At 50.7% G+C, this 16,035-nt stretch carries 16 protein-coding genes; 10 read left to right on the top strand and 6 right to left on the bottom strand.

Annotated elements, in window-relative coordinates; all coding sequences use genetic code 11:
- Window positions 1–134: 134 nt before the first annotated feature.
- Entirely contained in the window at window positions 135–644 is a 510-nt protein-coding gene (locus ETV65_RS16210; RefSeq protein WP_129953853.1) for a GNAT family N-acetyltransferase, read from the top strand.
- On the opposite strand, the gene ETV65_RS16215 is transcribed toward ETV65_RS16210, so the two are convergent.
- Window positions 641–1,861 (bottom strand): MFS transporter, encoded by a 1,221-nt coding sequence (locus ETV65_RS16215; RefSeq protein ID WP_129954172.1) that lies wholly within the window; start codon window positions 1,859–1,861, stop codon window positions 641–643. The two genes, ETV65_RS16210 and ETV65_RS16215, sit on opposite strands and share 4 nt — an antisense overlap.
- A gap of 199 nt (window positions 1,862–2,060) precedes the next feature.
- Between ETV65_RS16215 and ETV65_RS16220 the strand changes: the two genes are divergently transcribed.
- Window positions 2,061–3,794, top strand: coding sequence for a GNAT family N-acyltransferase (locus ETV65_RS16220; RefSeq protein WP_129953854.1), 1,734 nt, complete (start codon window positions 2,061–2,063; stop codon window positions 3,792–3,794).
- 402 nt (window positions 3,795–4,196) lie between these two features.
- Window positions 4,197–4,451, top strand: coding sequence for a helix-turn-helix transcriptional regulator (locus ETV65_RS16225; protein WP_129953855.1), 255 nt, complete (start codon window positions 4,197–4,199; stop codon window positions 4,449–4,451).
- Between the two features lie 298 nt (window positions 4,452–4,749).
- On the opposite strand, the gene ETV65_RS16230 is transcribed toward ETV65_RS16225, so the two are convergent.
- The gene (locus ETV65_RS16230) at window positions 4,750–5,049 is read right to left on the bottom strand and encodes a hypothetical protein (protein ID WP_129953856.1); all 300 of its coding nucleotides are present in this window, start codon (window positions 5,047–5,049) and stop codon (window positions 4,750–4,752) included.
- Window positions 5,050–5,158: 109 nt separating this feature from the next.
- Between ETV65_RS16230 and ETV65_RS16235 the strand changes: the two genes are divergently transcribed.
- Complete coding sequence (locus tag ETV65_RS16235; RefSeq protein ID WP_129953857.1) at window positions 5,159–6,043, top strand: LysR family transcriptional regulator; 885 nt, start codon at window positions 5,159–5,161, stop codon at window positions 6,041–6,043.
- A gap of 67 nt (window positions 6,044–6,110) precedes the next feature.
- Here the strand turns inward: ETV65_RS16235 and ETV65_RS16240 are convergent, their stop codons facing one another.
- Window positions 6,111–7,277: a beta-lactamase family protein gene (locus ETV65_RS16240; RefSeq protein WP_240782857.1), complete on the bottom strand. Its 1,167-nt coding sequence runs from the start codon at window positions 7,275–7,277 to the stop codon at window positions 6,111–6,113.
- Window positions 7,278–7,708: 431 nt separating this feature from the next.
- Between ETV65_RS16240 and ETV65_RS16250 the strand changes: the two genes are divergently transcribed.
- Together ETV65_RS16250 and ETV65_RS16255 are read left to right on the top strand one after the other, a co-directional pair.
- Entirely contained in the window at window positions 7,709–9,364 is a 1,656-nt protein-coding gene (locus ETV65_RS16250) for a methyl-accepting chemotaxis protein (protein WP_129953859.1), read from the top strand.
- Between the two features lie 41 nt (window positions 9,365–9,405).
- Window positions 9,406–9,714: a hypothetical protein gene (locus ETV65_RS16255; protein ID WP_129953860.1), complete on the top strand. Its 309-nt coding sequence runs from the start codon at window positions 9,406–9,408 to the stop codon at window positions 9,712–9,714.
- A 483-nt stretch (window positions 9,715–10,197) separates the two neighbouring features.
- Here ETV65_RS16255 and ETV65_RS16260 read toward each other — a convergent pair whose 3' ends face one another.
- Window positions 10,198–11,421 (bottom strand): NAD(P)/FAD-dependent oxidoreductase, encoded by a 1,224-nt coding sequence (locus ETV65_RS16260; RefSeq protein ID WP_129953861.1) that lies wholly within the window; start codon window positions 11,419–11,421, stop codon window positions 10,198–10,200.
- 310 nt (window positions 11,422–11,731) lie between these two features.
- On the opposite strand from ETV65_RS16260, the gene pitA reads away from it, so the two are divergent.
- Window positions 11,732–13,237 carry an inorganic phosphate transporter PitA gene (pitA, locus tag ETV65_RS16265; RefSeq protein ID WP_129953862.1) on the top strand — a complete coding sequence of 502 codons (1,506 nt, stop codon included), beginning with the start codon at window positions 11,732–11,734 and terminating at the stop codon, window positions 13,235–13,237.
- Between the two features lie 96 nt (window positions 13,238–13,333).
- Here the strand turns inward: pitA and uspB are convergent, their stop codons facing one another.
- On the bottom strand, window positions 13,334–13,669 hold the full coding sequence (gene uspB / locus ETV65_RS16270) for a universal stress protein UspB (RefSeq protein ID WP_129953863.1): 336 nt from the start codon (window positions 13,667–13,669) through the stop codon (window positions 13,334–13,336).
- Between the two features lie 337 nt (window positions 13,670–14,006).
- On the opposite strand from uspB, the gene uspA reads away from it, so the two are divergent.
- The 3 genes from uspA to ETV65_RS16280 all read left to right on the top strand — a co-directional run bounded on the left by uspA (window position 14,007) and on the right by ETV65_RS16280 (window position 15,192).
- Window positions 14,007–14,447, top strand: coding sequence for a universal stress protein UspA (uspA, locus tag ETV65_RS16275; protein ID WP_014333460.1), 441 nt, complete (start codon window positions 14,007–14,009; stop codon window positions 14,445–14,447).
- A 221-nt stretch (window positions 14,448–14,668) separates the two neighbouring features.
- On the top strand, window positions 14,669–14,818 hold the full coding sequence (locus ETV65_RS24940) for a hypothetical protein (RefSeq protein ID WP_165383751.1): 150 nt from the start codon (window positions 14,669–14,671) through the stop codon (window positions 14,816–14,818).
- 11 nt (window positions 14,819–14,829) lie between these two features.
- Window positions 14,830–15,192: a hypothetical protein gene (locus ETV65_RS16280; protein ID WP_129953864.1), complete on the top strand. Its 363-nt coding sequence runs from the start codon at window positions 14,830–14,832 to the stop codon at window positions 15,190–15,192.
- A 90-nt stretch (window positions 15,193–15,282) separates the two neighbouring features.
- Here ETV65_RS16280 and rsmJ read toward each other — a convergent pair whose 3' ends face one another.
- A complete protein-coding gene (gene rsmJ, locus ETV65_RS16285) occupies window positions 15,283–16,029 on the bottom strand; it encodes a 16S rRNA (guanine(1516)-N(2))-methyltransferase RsmJ (RefSeq protein WP_129953865.1) in 747 nt (248 codons plus the stop codon).
- Window positions 16,030–16,035 lie beyond the last annotated feature (6 nt).

Raw genomic sequence — 16,035 nt, forward strand, 5'->3', positions numbered from 1 at the left:
CGCATGGCAATAATAATCATTATCATTCGCACTTGTAAAGCTTTATTTTTATCCAACATTCGATTGACACTTTTCCTAATCCTGATAAATCTGGTGGATATTCAACCGGTAACCACCATAAGAGGAGTGTCGCCATGAGCGAAATAGTCATTCGTCACGCTGAAGCCGCAGATGCAGAGGCGCTTCATCACCTATACGCTCAGGTTCCTGTTTACAGCGACACGCTACAACTCCCTTATCCATCTGCCACGCTATGGGCAGACAGGCTTGCTAATGCCACACCGGGTCGGTTTGCGCTGGTGGCGTGCATCGACGGCAAACTGGTGGGCAACCTCACCCTGATGGTCGAGCAGCCCTGGCGCCGCCGCCATGTGGCAACTTTCGGCATTGGTGTGGATACACAATTTCAGGGAAGAGGCGTCGGCAGCAAGCTGATTGCCGCCGCCCTTGAGTTGTGTGACAAATGGCTGCACGTGATCCGCGTCGAGCTGACGGTTTATGCCGATAATGATGCCGCAATCGGGCTGTATAAAAAGTTCGGTTTCAGCGTTGAAGGCCTTAGCCCGAGCTACGCAATGCGCGACGGCGAGCTGGTGGATACGCTGCACATGGGCCGCATCCGCCGCATCCCGCAACCGGCTTAACCGGCAGAGGCGCTGGTTTCATGTGCGGGCTGACGTAACAGCAACCGCACTACCAGCGCCATTGCCATCAGCACCAGTAACGCCGAGCCAGGATAAATCGCATCAATCCCGGCCTGTGCCATCAGCATTCCGGCCAGCGGGCCGGTAATCCCCAGTGATAAATCAAGAAATGCCGAATAAGTCGCCAGTGCGCTGCCCTGATTTTCCTGCGGCAACTTTTTGACTGCCACCACGCCCAGCGCCGGATACACCAGCGAAAAGCCTACGCCGGTAATGAAAGCACCGGCCATCGCTGCCCACGCTGTCGGGGCGAGAAATACCATCATCAGCCCGATAATTTCCACCACAAAACACACCAGCGCTACGCGTAATCCGCCAAAATGGTTGATACTGTTGGGTAATAACAGCCGCATACCGACAAACGCCACACTGAAAAATGTCAGGGAAAACGCTGCGCCCGGCCAACCTTTCGCGGCGTAAAACAGGGTGATAAAGGTGGCAATCACGCCAAACCCGGTCGAGGCCAGCGCCAGCATCATGCCATAAGGCAATATTTTCCCCAGCACCTGCCGGAACGGGATTTGCGTTGAGGCTTTCGCGACCACCGGCGGCTTGCGCCACGCGGTGACCAGTGCCGTCAGCGCCACCAGCATGATGCACACCGACAACAGTGTCAGGCCGCCGAAACTGAAAATCAGTACGCCAAGCGGGGCGCCAATCGCCATCGCGCCGTACGTCACCACTCCGCTCCATGAAATCACTTTGCCGATATGCAGGGAGCCGACCACGCTGATCCCCCACAATGTTGAACCGGTTCCGGCAAAACTTTGTCCGACACCCAACATCACGCGGCCGAGACATAATAACGCCAGACTGACCGCCGGCGCGTCGTCAAATCCCAGCGCCAGCAGATAGCACACGCCGCTGAGCAGACAGCCGCTCAGCCCGAACATCACCACCCTTTTTGGCCCGACTTTATCCGCATAACGCCCGGCATACGGACGGCTCAGCAACGTCGCGAAATATTGCAGGCTGATCACCAGTCCCGCCCAGAAGGCGCTGTAACCGAGATGCTCGTGCACATAACCCGGCAGGATCGCCAGCGGCAGGCCGATGGTCAGATAATTGGCAAAATTAAATACCAGAATGGAGAGAATTCGCAGCGTGGTCTTTGCCGGATGGGTGGCCGTTAAATCAGGCGAAGCAGCGTCAGGCATGGAAATTTGCATCTCACGAAAAGAGGGTTCAGGCATGTTACGAAGCCGTAAAGGAATATTTGACTTTATTAGTAATAGCGTCCTTTCGCAACAAATTGAACCGCTGTTTTACTCAGGCTTCCCGGTACTGCCATCAAAGTGACACATCACTGTCATGCGCGCTGATTATGGTCGGTAGACTTCAACCGGAGGACATCCTATGTTCAGCATGGATACCCTGTTTCAGGATCTCGACCCGCAGCATAAAACCCCTTCCTGGCAACGCCGTCTGTTAAAAATCCTGTTCCGCGAAAAAGAATTCCACCGTTTTGCCGATCAGTATCCGCACCTGAAAGGCATTGATATGGCCGAGCAGGTGCTTGAGCATTTTAATATCCGCTGTGAACTGACAGAGCGCGACCGGGAGCAGATCCCGAGCTACGGCCCGGTGGTTATCGTGGCGAATCATCCGATTGGCACGCTGGATGGACTGGCGATATTGCATGCGGTGGCGTCGGTGCGTCCGGATGTCAAAGTGGTGGCAAATCAGTTGCTGTCACTGGTGTCCTCACTCGGCAGCCTGATGATCCCGGTGGATAATATGGGCAACCGCACACGGCGCAATCAGGTCACTCAGATGCAGGAACATCTGGAAAATCAGGGCGTGCTGATTGTCTTCCCGGCGGGCGAAGTCTCGCGCATGAGTTCGAAAGGTGTGCGCGACGGAAAATGGCACACCGGTTTTATCCGCCTCGCCGCCAAAGCCCGTGCGCCGGTCGTACCGGTGCATATCAGCGGCAGTAACAGCATGCTGTTTTATATCAGCTCCATGATTTACCGCCCGTTCAGTACGCTTTTACTGGTGCATGAAATGTTTGGTCAGCGTGGCAATAGCCTGACGCTTAAAATCGGGGCGCGCATTCCTTATACCAGCTGGCATGACGGACAAATGCAGGCGGGCGATCTGGCGGCGCGTTTTCGTAAACATCTTTACCGCCTCGGCGCCGGCAAACCGGGTTTGTTCCATACCGAGACGTCGATTGCCCGCGCGGAAGACCGTGCAGTCTTGAAACACGCCCTGGAAGCCAGCGAAGTGCTGGGCAAAACGCCGGATGGCAAAATGATTTACCTGTATCGCCGCCACGGTGAAGACACTGTGCCGATTTTGCGCGAGCTGGGGCGCCTACGCGAAATTGCGTTCCGCGCCGTTGGGGAAGGCAGCGGACGCCGTCGTGATCTCGACGGCTACGATGACGATTACTATCATCTGGTTTTATGGGATCCGCAGGCGCTGGAAATTGTCGGCGCATACCGGTTTATCCCGACCGCAGAACAAGTCGCCAGCAAAGGACTGAACGGGATCTACAGCCAGAGCCTGTTTCAGTACGGCCATCAGATGGACCCGATTCTGGCGCAGGGTATCGAACTCGGGCGCAGCTTTATTCAGCCCGCCTACTGGGGTAAACGCGGGCTGGATTATCTGTGGCTCGGTATCGGGGCGTATCTGGCGAAATATCCGCAGACACGCTACCTGTTCGGACCGGTATCGATTTCCGGCGGAATGCCGCTGCCCGCCCGTGATTTACTGGTCGCGTTTTACCGCCTGTATTTCTCTCCGGCCTTACCGCTGGCGACATCCCGGCGCCCCTATCCGGCGTCGTTGCCCGACGTGTTAGCCCAGTTTTGCGGTGATGATTATCAGGAAGATTTGCAACGCCTGAAACGCCTGCTGGCAAATCTCGGCTGCAGCATTCCGGCGTTGTATAAACAATATTCCGAACTTTGCGAAACCGGCGGCGTGCAGTTCATTGATTTCGGCAGCGATCCTGAATTCAATAACTGTATCGACGGGTTAGTGCTGGTGGATCTCAGCCAGCTAAAACCGGCGAAGTTTGAGCGTTATATTGCGGTGCATCAGATAAATGAAACGCATGCAATGCATGAAAATTTATAGGAAGGCATCACGCAACTTCTTGATTTGATGTTTGGCAGGCGATCAGTCGTTACTGTATTATTCCCGGGCTGCGGCACATCCGCAGTCCGGGAATTGCAGCCCGGCTTGGAAAACAACAGTGCGATAATATATAGCTATCCTCTGTTGCAGCCTTGTCACATCCGTCGGAAATTATCTGATGTTCTATGGTGGCTCAGGCGGGGCTGACTTCGGTCAGACCGGGGTCCAAGCCGGTACTGCAATCTCCGTCTGGGCTACCACCCAAAAGAGTATTGCAGCTCTTCTTAGGGGTAGTAATCACTGCTTAACTTGGACAAGCAACATGAAACATGTTTCTCATAATCCTACCTTTCTACCGTTCCCCGATTGCTCAACGAGCCCGAACATTTGGGGAGGTGTGCAATGAAAACCTACCAATATGAAGATTGGCATTCCGCCGATATCATCGCCGGGCTACGTAAAAAAGGCACCACACTTGCCGCCGTTTCACGCGCCGCAGGTTTATCTTCCTCTACACTGTCCAACGCACTTTCCCGCCCATGGCCGAAAGGCGAATTATTGATTGCAGAAGCACTTGGCCTGGTGCCTGCGCAAATCTGGCCGAGCCGATATTATGATCACAGAGGCGCAGAGATCAGGAAAGTGCTCAGAAAATAAAAAATGAAGTCATTAAATAGTCGGGAGCGGCATTCCGGCGCTGTATAAACAAGACTCCGAACTTTGCGAAACCGGCGAAGTTTGAGCGTTATATTGCGGTGCATCAGGAGATGCAGAAAGCGTAATTCCCCTTTCGGAAGCCGGCTTAAAACCGCCAGTATCGTATGCCTCCCCGGCACCGGGGAGGCATTTTCGTGCAACACCCCCTGCCGTTTAATACATCCATCGAATCAATAAATAATTAATTTTTATTCACAGGGGATATTTAATTATTTTTTACAATGACGCAGACGTTTTTCTAGCAGGAAACTCCATTCCCCTCGAGCAATTTTTGCATTAGCCTTAATTCTTGTTTATAAATATAACGTAGCGGGTCAGCACCACCAATAACGTTGTGGGAGTCAACCAATACCAGGCATGGAAATGATCTGGGCGCGGCTTCAGAAAGAACACATGCCAATTCCTCATCAGTAAAGATAGAGGAATTCAGGGGATCGTTATTAATATTTAAATAATCTTTTATAAACCATTTTTCAAATGAGGCGTTATCAGTAAGGACTTTCATAAAACCTTTTCTGCTCTGTTCAGTGAATGCCATTATTAGGCCGCCCTCTGAGTTCATACACAATAGAAATTTTTAAAAATCGTGATTTGAAATATTTTGTGACCTACATCATGTATTTGATTAAAAGGATAATAATACTCTTGTGAGCAATAAATTTGACTATAATTTGATCAAAACTCTGGTCCTGGTTTATGAAACCAAAAGCATGAGTAAATCGGCGAAAGCACTGGGGCTTTCTTCCCCAACGCTGACCTATGCATTAAACAAATTGCGTGATTACTATAACGATCCGTTATTCATCAAATCCTCCAGAGGGCTTAAAGCGACGCCCGTTGCCAATCAGCTATATCCGAATTTCAAGAAAATTGACGAAGACATTGCGAACTCTGTGATGATAAGCGGCAAAAATTATCCTGAGGTTGCTGATGTTATCATCAGAACTAATACTATGGTTGAATATTTCCTGATGGATAAACTGCTAAAAAATAATAAATTGCGGGAAGGTATTAATTTCACGTTTAATAACCGGATCATGCTTGAAGAACAACGACTCACCGCACTGGTCTCACGGGAGGTGGATATTGATATTGGCTCGGCCATAAAGCATAACCACTCGTTTATTTCTACCCGTATCGCACAATCAAAAATTATTGGCTTATGCCGTCAGGGACATCCGCGGATTAAAGAAAATTTAAGCCTGGAACAGTGGATGAAAGAAGAGCATGCCGTACTCAGTTCTGCTGAAACACACGCCTATCTGCCGGAGAAATTATATGCAAATTTCCATCAGCGAAATATCCGTTACCGCTCAAACTCATTGCTTAATATGCTGCATTGCATAGAGAAAAGCGACTTTGTTATGTTCTTCCCGGAGTTCCTGCTGAAACATATTCCGCACTATTTTAATTTGCAAACGGTTGCTATACCCTGGATGGAAAAAGATACGCTGGATGTTTATGCCTATATTCATAGCAAGGCAAAAAATGACGAACGACTGCTGCATATAATTGATTTACTGAAAATGTAGAAGTGAGAAAACTCACCCTTGCGCGCAAAAACGGAAGGGATTCTTTGTTATTTCACCGCCTCTTCCGTCACCGGCAACGGCCTTTGAAATCGTCCGCCATTGCCATCTTCAGTAACAAATCATGGCCAACATAATTGCTCCAGTTGAAGGAATTTTGTAGAACCACTACCGCATTTTTATGCTTTTTATCGAAGCCAATATAACTGGAATACCCACCGATATAGCCGACCTGATAAGTAATAATCTGTCCATCTTTATAATCTGTGACCCAGGCGATGTTAGCGGCTTCCATTTCTCTCTGGAAATAAATCTTTTCCGTGGTCTGAATAGCGGCACTGAGAGCCGCAGATTGTGAATCATCAATATGCGCCCGCAAATATTTCAGCAAATCATCAGCATTACTGTAAAGGCTGGCCGCCGCCACCATATTGTTCGAGAAATGCCAGTCAGGCACCACGTCGCCACGGCGGATAAGTTTAGGCTGATCCCCTGCATGACCAATCGCGCGGTACGGATAGGCTTTTAACTGGCTGGCATAAAAACTGGTGTTACCCATTTTTAAGGAATCAAAAATAAAGGTATAAGATAATTGCTGAATATCTTCACCGGTTTTTAATTTCAAAATATAACCGAGCAGTGCATAGCCTAAATTAGAATATTGTGGCTGACGTAATAACGGCCTTTTAAAAGACGACAGGTCATCGACCACGGCATCGCTGTCCAGCTCATGATAGAAATTGTCGCCGGTATATAAATACTTAAGGAAACTTTCCAGCATATCTTTGGTCATGTTCTGACGGGGCAAACCCGAAGTGTGCGTCGCCAGTTGCAACAGGGTGATTTTTTTGGCGTCCTCGCTCAGCGGGGTATTTTTTGGCAGGAGATCCACCAGTTTGTCATCCCACTTAAGCTGTCCTTTATCGACCAGCCCCGCCACCACTTCTCCCGTCACACCTTTACTGACCGAACCGAGTGCAAACAGGGTTTCGCCATCAATCCTGTAACCGTTCACCGCGTTGGTATAACCATAGCCCCAGGTTCTGGCCGCGCCGTTATTTCTGATGATCCCGATCGCCATGCCGCTGGATTTTTCTTTGTGCAGGTACCGCCGGGCTACGGTATCCACCACGTCGTCAAGATTTTGGCCACAGGCCAGTTGCTTCACTTCATGCGGATTTTCTTTAACCTGCATATCGGAAAGTGTGCCGCACGCTGTCAGAAGCAGTGGAAGCATGATACTTAAGCCCGAAAACCGTCCCGTGATTCTTTTCATTTTATTGATTTATAAAGATAAATAGCACGGTGGCAATTATGCATAAACATCAGGTGACCTTGTGACAGAGAAAGAGACATGCCGGTTGGGCGTGGGCAGGTCGCAGACTGTGTTATTTCCTCGCGCTTTTCAATGAGAAATTGCCGTGTTCCTGATGTTCTTTTTAACAACCTTCCTGATCCGTCGGAAATGATTCAAAAACCGATCCAATGAGAATGAAAAATCTCTTTAGATGCATAAAAAATCATTCGCAACATTATTTATGAACATTTTATTAACGTAAATTATTGAATTAGATCGGTTTAATTAACGTTAACGCAATTTTTGCCGATAACCGTGATTCACATCCTGTCTTTTTCCTGAAGGCGGGACTTTTAAAATCAGGGGAAAATATGAACATCACACAACGTCTTTTACTGACGTTCTCGCTGCTTTCTGCGGCCCTTATCTCAATGGGCGTCGTCGCAATCATGTTGATTTCGGGTTTCCAGGACCGGTTTGAATATGTTCAGGTCAATACGATCCCTTCAATTAAGGATCTCAATAATCTTATTGATCAAAGCAATAAGCTTTCTCTCACCCTCTATAAACATCAGAGCCAGACCGATAACGGTAAAATGCCTGAAGTAGAAACCCGCATTCAGCAGCAGATTGCCGGGCTAAAAACGCTGACGGATTATTATCTGCAGCACAACATCTCAGATGCTGAAGATGAAAGGCTGACACACGTGGCTTTTGACAATATTCGTAAAGTGGAAGAGAAACTTCCCGCCTTTCTGACCTCTTCACGAGCGCATCAGGACGATGTCACTCTGGCAATGATTGAGGGCGACGACAGTATCGGCGGGGCTATCCGTCAGCTCATCGCCGATTATCGCAAACAGCTTACCTTAAATATCAACATCGGTGAGGGGCTGCGGGCCATCAACCACAGCATTTTCAACACCACATTGTGGGGAATGGGCGGCAGCGTGACGATCATTATTCTGCTGTTGGGATCCTTCGCACTGGCCACCATCCGTCGGGTACGAAAAAGCCTGCTGGACATCGGCGGGATTATGGCCGTCGCCAGCGAGCGGCTGGATCTGACCGTAAGCGCCGATGACAGCCGTCATGATGAAGTGGGCAATATGGCCCGCGCGTTCAATAGTCTGATGCAACGCGTATCCGGAGCGCTGCTGTCTGTGAGCGCGGCTTCCCAGTCCGTCAGCAGCGCCTCGGCACAAATCGCGGCCGGTAACGAAGATCTCTCCTCGCGCACCGAGCAGCAAGCAGCTTCTCTGGAACAAACGGCCGCCAGCATGACCGAGCTGAGCGAGACGGTTCGCCAGACGGCTGACAACACGCGTCAGGCCAGCCAGCTGGCGGGTAACATGAATGCACTGTCGGAGAAAAGTGCATCATCACTTGAGACGATGCTGGGTACGATGGGTGATATCCGCAGCAGTTCACGCAAAGTCACTGAGATCATCACGCTTATCGAGGGCATCGCCTTCCAGACCAATATTCTGGCGTTAAATGCCGCCGTGGAAGCGGCACGTGCCGGTGAGCACGGTAAAGGCTTTGCTGTTGTTGCCGGAGAGGTCAGAAATCTTTCTCAACGTTCGACCACCGCCGCGCGTGAGATAAAAGAACTGATCGACCTTTCCTACAGCCTGATCGAAGCCGGTGCCCATCAGGCGGGCGATGTCGGCGAGAACATGAACTCCATGGGTAATGCCATCCGTCAGGTGACTGATTTGGTCAATGAGATTGCCGCTGCGGCAACAGAGCAGAGTCAGGGGATTTCTCAGGTACATCAGGCGGTCAATCAGATGGATGACGTGACTCAGCAGAACGCCGCGCTGGTAGAGGAAGCCTCTTCAGCCTCACGCTCGTTGCAGGATCAGGCTGACGGCCTGGCGAGACTGGTCGGCGAATTCCGTCTCAGCGACGCCACGGCTCAGCATCAGTCCCGGGCAAAACCAGCGCGGGCACTAGCCGCCCTTCCACGCACGGAAAAACCGGGTGCGCACTCCACAAATGAGTCCGACTGGCAAAGCTTCTGATCAGGCTTTTGCCGTCGTCTCGTTACCGGGAGAACGTCATTATGGAAAATCTTCAGGAGCATGCCGGCCATCTGGAAAAACACAGGGCGCTGATCGAGAGCTTCGAACAGATGGCGGTGCTGGTGAATCAGCTTGCTACGGGAGAATACCGTTCACTGGATTTGTACATTAATAACTGCCGACATTTTCGCGATCGCAGTCTGGAAGTTCAGGCGGTGCTGGCAGATAAGCGTTTTGAAACCTACCTGATGCGCAATGATATTACGCTGTATTACAGCATTCACAGCGTAAATATGGCCTTCGGCATGATGACCAATATGCTGGAAAATTTGAAAGGTTTTTTGTCCTGAGAAGGTGTTACCGGGGGACTCCAAAACGCCAGTCAGGCTGCCGTTCACGACAGGAGACTATGAGTTCACAGTGACCGTATCCTAAAAGTACGTTTTAGCTGACCCCGCTACCTCAGAAAGGGTGCCGGGGTTTCTTGTGGTTCGTATTATTGGGTTTTACGCGTAGACTGCCCAACCTCACAAATCCGCTGTGATTATCCCGTAATAAAAACAATACCGCCCACAGGCGGCATTAGAACATCTGGACAGATAAACGCGGCAAGCCGCTAGCCTGCTTATGCAACCCAGCGGCCTTGCTCGCCGGCGTGAACCGCTCGCTAAACACGACATAGGGTCTGTCGGTCAGTGGCGACCACTACCCTATGTCGTGTTTTTCTGCTTTTGAGGGGGGGAGATTTTCCTGTTTGACATCAAAATTAGATTTTTTGTCGAGGTGCTCTGGATCACGAACTTTAATGTCTCAAATGCAGGTGAGATCACCAACTATTTATTCAGATCATCATTTTTATTATTGCAAAACACCATCAGATCCTGCGCACAGGCCCACGCCGAACTCCACGCCCACTGGAAGTTATATCCACCCAGCCAGCCGGTGACATCCACCACTTCACCGATAAAATACAAGCCCGGCACCTTAGCGGCGGCCATGGTTTTGGACGACAACTCTTTGGTATCGACGCCGCCAAGCGTCACTTCTGCCGTGCGGTAACCTTCGGTGCCGTTGGGCTGAACCTGCCAGTTTTGCAGTTGTTCAACCAGTTCCGCCTGCTGCGGCACATTCAGCTGTTTCAGCGTGACGTCCGGCAACTGACCCAGCGTTTGCAGGCACTCCACCAGACGTTTCGGCAGTTGCATCGCCAGCGTATTTTTCAGGCTCTGATTCGGGTGTTCCTGACGCTGCGTATTCAGAAACGCCGCCAGATCCACATCAGGAAGTAAGTTAACGCTCACAAACTCACCCGGCTGCCAGTAGCTCGAAAGCTGTAAAACTGCCGGACCGGACATGCCACGATGGGTGAAAAGAATGCTTTCACGGAAAACCGTGCCGTCTTGCGCAGTCAGAACCGCAGGCACTGACACGCCGGAAAGCGTCTGCAAATGATCGAGCAGCGGTTTGTGCAGGGTAAACGGCACCAGACCGGCGCGGGTCGGCAGCACTTTCAGGCCAAACTGTTCCGCCAGACGGTAACCGAAGGGTGTCGCGCCCAGCCCCGGCATGGAAAGCCCGCCGCTGGCAATAACAAGTGAGTGAGTGCTTACAGTTGAGCCATTCACCTTGATGACAAAGCCATTTTCGGTTTTCTGCACATCGGAAATCTCGCTGCGCAGGCGTACATCGACATTGCCCAGCTCGCATTCTTTATCGAGCATGCTGACGATTTGCTGTGCCGAGTCGTCGCAGAACAACTGCCCGAGGGTTTTCTCGTGCCAGGCGATGCCGTAACGGTTGACCATATCGATGAAATCCCACTGGGTATAACGCGCCAGCGCGGATTTACAAAAATGCGGATTTTCGGAAAGATAGGCAGCGGGTTCAGCATAAAGGTTGGTGAAATTGCAGCGTCCGCCGCCTGACATCAAAATTTTGCGTCCGGTTTTTTTGCCGTTATCCAGCAGCAGAACCCGGCAGCCACCTTGTCCGGCCTGCGCCGCGCAGAACATGCCTGCCGCACCTGCACCAATGACTACCACATCAACCTGTTCCACTTTCGGCCTCTCTTTTACGGAAATTCAACTACGTTTTACATAAGGTTCGCCCTGTTTACCGGGGCGTTGAGCCGCGGATTGTAAGGGACAGGCGCCTGTTAAACCAGCCAACAGACCGTTTCCTGAACGTCGTAAGTAAATGTTTCAATCACCAAAGGAGGAATAACTTTTTGATAAATAAAAACTTAACCAAATCCAGGGTAGATATTGGACTGTTTTTAGTCAAAAAAATGTCATATTTTCCTTTTCCCCTCCCCCTGTTCTCGCAGATAATGCGCGGCGTTCATGACCACTAACTGGCGTAACAATTATGCTGCATCTATTTGCCGGATTGGATATTCATACCGGTTCGTTATTGATTCTCGCGTTACTGTTTGTTCTGTTCTATGAAGCCATTAACGGCTTCCATGATACGGCCAACGCAGTGGCAACCGTCATCTATACCCGGGCAATGCGTTCGCAATTAGCGGTCGTGATGGCAGGGGTATTTAACTTCTTTGGCGTCCTGCTCGGTGGTTTGAGTGTGGCTTATGCCATCGTTCATTTACTGCCAACTGATTTGCTGCTCAACGTGGGTTCTGCTCATGGCCTTGCCATGGTGTTTTCTATGTTACTGGCGGCGATCATCTGGAACCTTGGCACCTGGTATTTCGGCCTGCCGGCGTCCAGTTCCCATACCCTGATCGGCGCCATCATTGGCGTAGGGCTGACCAATGCATTAATGACTCACACCTCTGTGGTCGATGCGTTAAACATCCCCAAAATGATCGGTATTTTTGCCTCACTGATCGTCTCCCCGCTGGTCGGGATGATTATGGCAGGTACCATGATTTTCCTGCTGCGCCGTTACTGGAGTGGCAACAAGAAACATGCACGTATCCACCTGACCCCTGCTGAACGGGAAAAGAAAGATGGCAAGAAAAAGCCGCCATTCTGGACACGTATCGGCCTGATCCTGTCGGCTATCGGCGTGAGTTTCTCTCATGGCGCTAATGATGGTCAGAAAGGTATTGGCCTGATCATGCTGGTTCTGATTGGTGTGGCTCCGGCGGGTTTTGTGCTGAACATGAGTGCAACCGGTTACGACATTACCCGTACCCGCGACGCCGTGACCCACCTCGGACAGTATTATCAGCAACATGCTGATGCCGTACCGCATGTGGTAGCACTGACACCGATAGTGCCTGCACCTGATGTTAATATCGCACCGACTGACGAGCCCAAAGTGTTCCACTGCGACAGCAGCCACGCACTTGACGCCATTGGTCGTGCGCAAAGCCTGCTGACTAATCTGCAATCTTATAGCGACCTGTCACCGGACGAACGCAGCCATATGCGTCGCCTGCTGATGTGTGTTTCTGATACTGCGGATAAGGTGGCGAAGCTGCCGGAAACTTCCGCCGCAGATAAACGCTTCCTCGGCGAGCTGAAAACCGACATTCTGCAAACCGTCGAATATGCACCTATCTGGATCATTATCGCGGTAGCGCTGGCGCTGGCGCTGGGTACCATGATTGGCTGGAAACGTGTTGCGACCACCATCGGTGAGAAGATTGGTAAGAAAGGCATGACTTACGCACAGGGGCTGTCAGCACAGCTTACTGCGGCAGTGTCCATCGGCGTGGCCAGCTACACCGGCATGCCAGTTTCCACCACGCATGTATTGTCGTCTGCCGTCGCGGGCACCATGATTGTCGATGGCGGCGGTGTGCAGTCGAAAACCGTGAAAAACATCGCGATGGCGTGGATATTAACCCTGCCGGTGTCGATTGTGCTTTCCGGTGTCCTGTACTGGATTGCCCTGAAGCTGATCTGATGCTTGTCTGACAGGCAGTAAAAAGGCGACCTTGCTCAGCAGGTCGCCTTTTTTGTTTCCTTATTCACTCATCCTCCCTCACGTTTCTTTCAGTTGCTAATACCAGATCAGCATCGCTAACATACTGATTAATATTAAACCGACCAGTGCCGTAGTCAGGATAAACTGACCGCGAACCCGCTCACAACGGCGAATAAACTCAGGATCGTGATGTTCAACGTAGCGCTGAGCATAAATATAGCGTACCAACCTTATTTGCTTGCCAGGCTGACCGTGAGCCGTAAAAAACCCTCCGCCATCGACGTACTGATACAACAGCGGATCGCACCCCCGCAGAACCACCAGCAATGCGCGCAAAGAAGAGTAATAGCGCAGCATATTCACTACACATACAAAACATAAAGCCCAAAACAGCGCAACGGGACTGATCATGATTCCCCCTCAAGGCGAACTGACACCGCGCAATGCGCCCGTCATGCTGGCACACACCCGGCGTTTCGCCCTGCCTTTCCGCAATTTCACACCCCCGGGCTACCTTCGCCCGCCCTCTTTTCGTACCACAGAAGATTGCCAAAGCAGGAGACGCCTGCATTATTGAGTGTAGGAAACGAATCCGAAACTGTTCATATTATTTATATCTATGGATTCTCAGATAAGGAAATGGGATCTGTATGCTTGATTTATTTAACCATTTTGGCGCTATACTGACGTCATGACATCCGCATGATGCTGATATTGCTATTAACCGACTTATGGAAGGAGTTTTCTTATGGCTTACAAACACATACTTATTGCTGTGGACCTGTCGCCGGAGAGCAAAGTTCTGGTCGAGAAAGCCGTTTCCATGGCGCGCCCGTATAACGCCAAAGTGTCCCTGATCCACGTTGATGTGAACTATTCAGACCTGTATACGGGTCTTATCGACGTTAACCTGGGCGACATGCAGAAACGTATTTCCGAAGAAACCCATCACGCGTTGAACGAACTGTCGCAAAATGCCGGCTATCCGATTTCGGAGACCCTCAGCGGCAGCGGTGATCTGGCGCAGGTGCTGGTAGATGCCATCAACAAATATGGCGTGGACTTAGTGCTGTGCGGCCATCATCAGGATTTCTGGAGCAAGCTGATGTCCTCAGCACGCCAGTTGATTAACACCGTTCATATCGACATGCTGATCGTGCCATTGCGCGATGAGGAAGAAGAAGCGTAAGAGGCGTTGCTGTTAATATTGTAAACAAGCCCGCTGGTTTTCACCTGCGGGCTTTTTTTGTCTTTTTGCCTGGAGAATACGGGTCGATTCCTGAACAAAGGATTAATCTGTATATACAGAATAGGTGATTATCAATATATAAATCACATCCCTCTGTTAATTATGAAGAATATTCAAACAGTATGGGTATATACGGAAGATGTTTTCATACAGGATGTATTATGAAAATCCAGTTTTCACCGGCAGTGAAAGAGAAATTGTTCGTAAAATACAATGTTGTGGAGAAAGAGGTCTTCGAATGCTTTGCTAACCGCGAGGGGCATTATCTGAAGGATACCCGCGAAAAGCTGGCAGCAACACTCCCAATTTAGAGGAAGATATTATGACGACCCGCCATGACGCTCAGGATAATGCAGAAATGTGGGATAATCGCGAGCTCGGAGCATCGGAGGAGCATGCAGAGGCAGTTAACCCTTCTCTGGCCGCTGAATTTGATGACATGATGGAGCTTCAGGCCATCTCAATAAGGTTGCAAAAATCGCTGCTGAATAACCTGAAAACCATCGCGGCACATCACCAGATTGGATACCAGCCGATGGTCAGGGATTTACTGACGCGTTTTGCGGAAGCAGAAATGAAAAAGATCCTGATTGACCAATTAAACAAGATCGACGAAACACAGCGGGATCGCGAAAAAACGGTGCCGGTTACTGAGTTTATTGAAGATTTGCGTAATCAGGCATGAAAATAAGAAACCAGAACGTATGTGCAGTGCTTTCTGGTTTCTTTTTCATCACCGTGCTGCCTTATAACGGCAGTTTCTATAATGACAGTTCTACAACGGCGTATAGATATCAAACCGGTGACTTTTGGTCACGACAGCGGCCTGGGCGGCGATATCAGCCATCGGCGGTGCGTAGTCCGGGCGTTTGACCACAATACGTTTAGTCGCTAAACGGCGTGCCGGTTCCAGCAGGCCATCCGCATCTTCATCCGGGCCGACTAATCCCTGAAATACCCGCATCTCTTTCTTCACCAGCGCACTTTTCTGTTTATGCGGATACATCGGGTCGAGATACACCACTTCCGGTTTTGGCGATAGTGCAGCCAGCGCTGTCAGGCTTGAGGCATGCAGCAACGTCATACGCTCGCGCAGCCACGGGCCGATTTCTGCATCGCGATAGCCGCGCGCCAGCCCGTCATCGAGCAGTGCCGCCACTACCGGATTGCGCTCCAGCATCCGCACCTTACACCCCAGGGACGCCAGTACAAACGCATCACGGCCCAGCCCTGCGGTGGCGTCAACGACATCCGGCAGATAGCTGCCTTTAATGCCGACGGCTTTGGCTACTGCCTCACCGCGTCCGCCGCCGAATTTGCGACGATGCGCCATCGTGCCGCCGACAAAATCGACATAAATCGCGCCGAGTTTTGGCTCGTCACGTTTGCGTAATTCCAGACGTTCAGGCGTCAGCACCAGCGCCATTACGGCATCCGGGTCAGACGTCAGATCCCAGCGCTGCGCCAGAACAGATAAGGCGCCTTCATCGGCGCCTTCTTCACACAGTAAACACACACTCACAGGCAG

The organism is Rahnella sp. RFA10(1/100) (assembly GCF_004195115.1).
Taxonomy (GTDB): domain Bacteria; phylum Pseudomonadota; class Gammaproteobacteria; order Enterobacterales; family Enterobacteriaceae; genus Rahnella; species Rahnella perminowiae.

Coding starts and splice junctions, on each gene's coding strand:
- ETV65_RS16210 (WP_129953853.1), top strand. CDS start 135: ATGAGCGAAATAGTCATTCGTCACGCTGAAGCCGCAGATGCAGAGGCG.
- ETV65_RS16215 (WP_129954172.1), bottom strand. CDS start 1,861: ATGCCTGACGCTGCTTCGCCTGATTTAACGGCCACCCATCCGGCAAAG.
- ETV65_RS16220 (WP_129953854.1), top strand. CDS start 2,061: ATGTTCAGCATGGATACCCTGTTTCAGGATCTCGACCCGCAGCATAAA.
- ETV65_RS16225 (WP_129953855.1), top strand. CDS start 4,197: ATGAAAACCTACCAATATGAAGATTGGCATTCCGCCGATATCATCGCC.
- ETV65_RS16230 (WP_129953856.1), bottom strand. CDS start 5,049: ATGGCATTCACTGAACAGAGCAGAAAAGGTTTTATGAAAGTCCTTACT.
- ETV65_RS16240 (WP_240782857.1), bottom strand. CDS start 7,277: ATGCTTCCACTGCTTCTGACAGCGTGCGGCACACTTTCCGATATGCAG.
- ETV65_RS16250 (WP_129953859.1), top strand. CDS start 7,709: ATGAACATCACACAACGTCTTTTACTGACGTTCTCGCTGCTTTCTGCG.
- ETV65_RS16255 (WP_129953860.1), top strand. CDS start 9,406: ATGGAAAATCTTCAGGAGCATGCCGGCCATCTGGAAAAACACAGGGCG.
- pitA (WP_129953862.1), top strand. CDS start 11,732: ATGCTGCATCTATTTGCCGGATTGGATATTCATACCGGTTCGTTATTG.
- uspB (WP_129953863.1), bottom strand. CDS start 13,669: ATGATCAGTCCCGTTGCGCTGTTTTGGGCTTTATGTTTTGTATGTGTA.
- uspA (WP_014333460.1), top strand. CDS start 14,007: ATGGCTTACAAACACATACTTATTGCTGTGGACCTGTCGCCGGAGAGC.
- ETV65_RS24940 (WP_165383751.1), top strand. CDS start 14,669: ATGAAAATCCAGTTTTCACCGGCAGTGAAAGAGAAATTGTTCGTAAAA.
- ETV65_RS16280 (WP_129953864.1), top strand. CDS start 14,830: ATGACGACCCGCCATGACGCTCAGGATAATGCAGAAATGTGGGATAAT.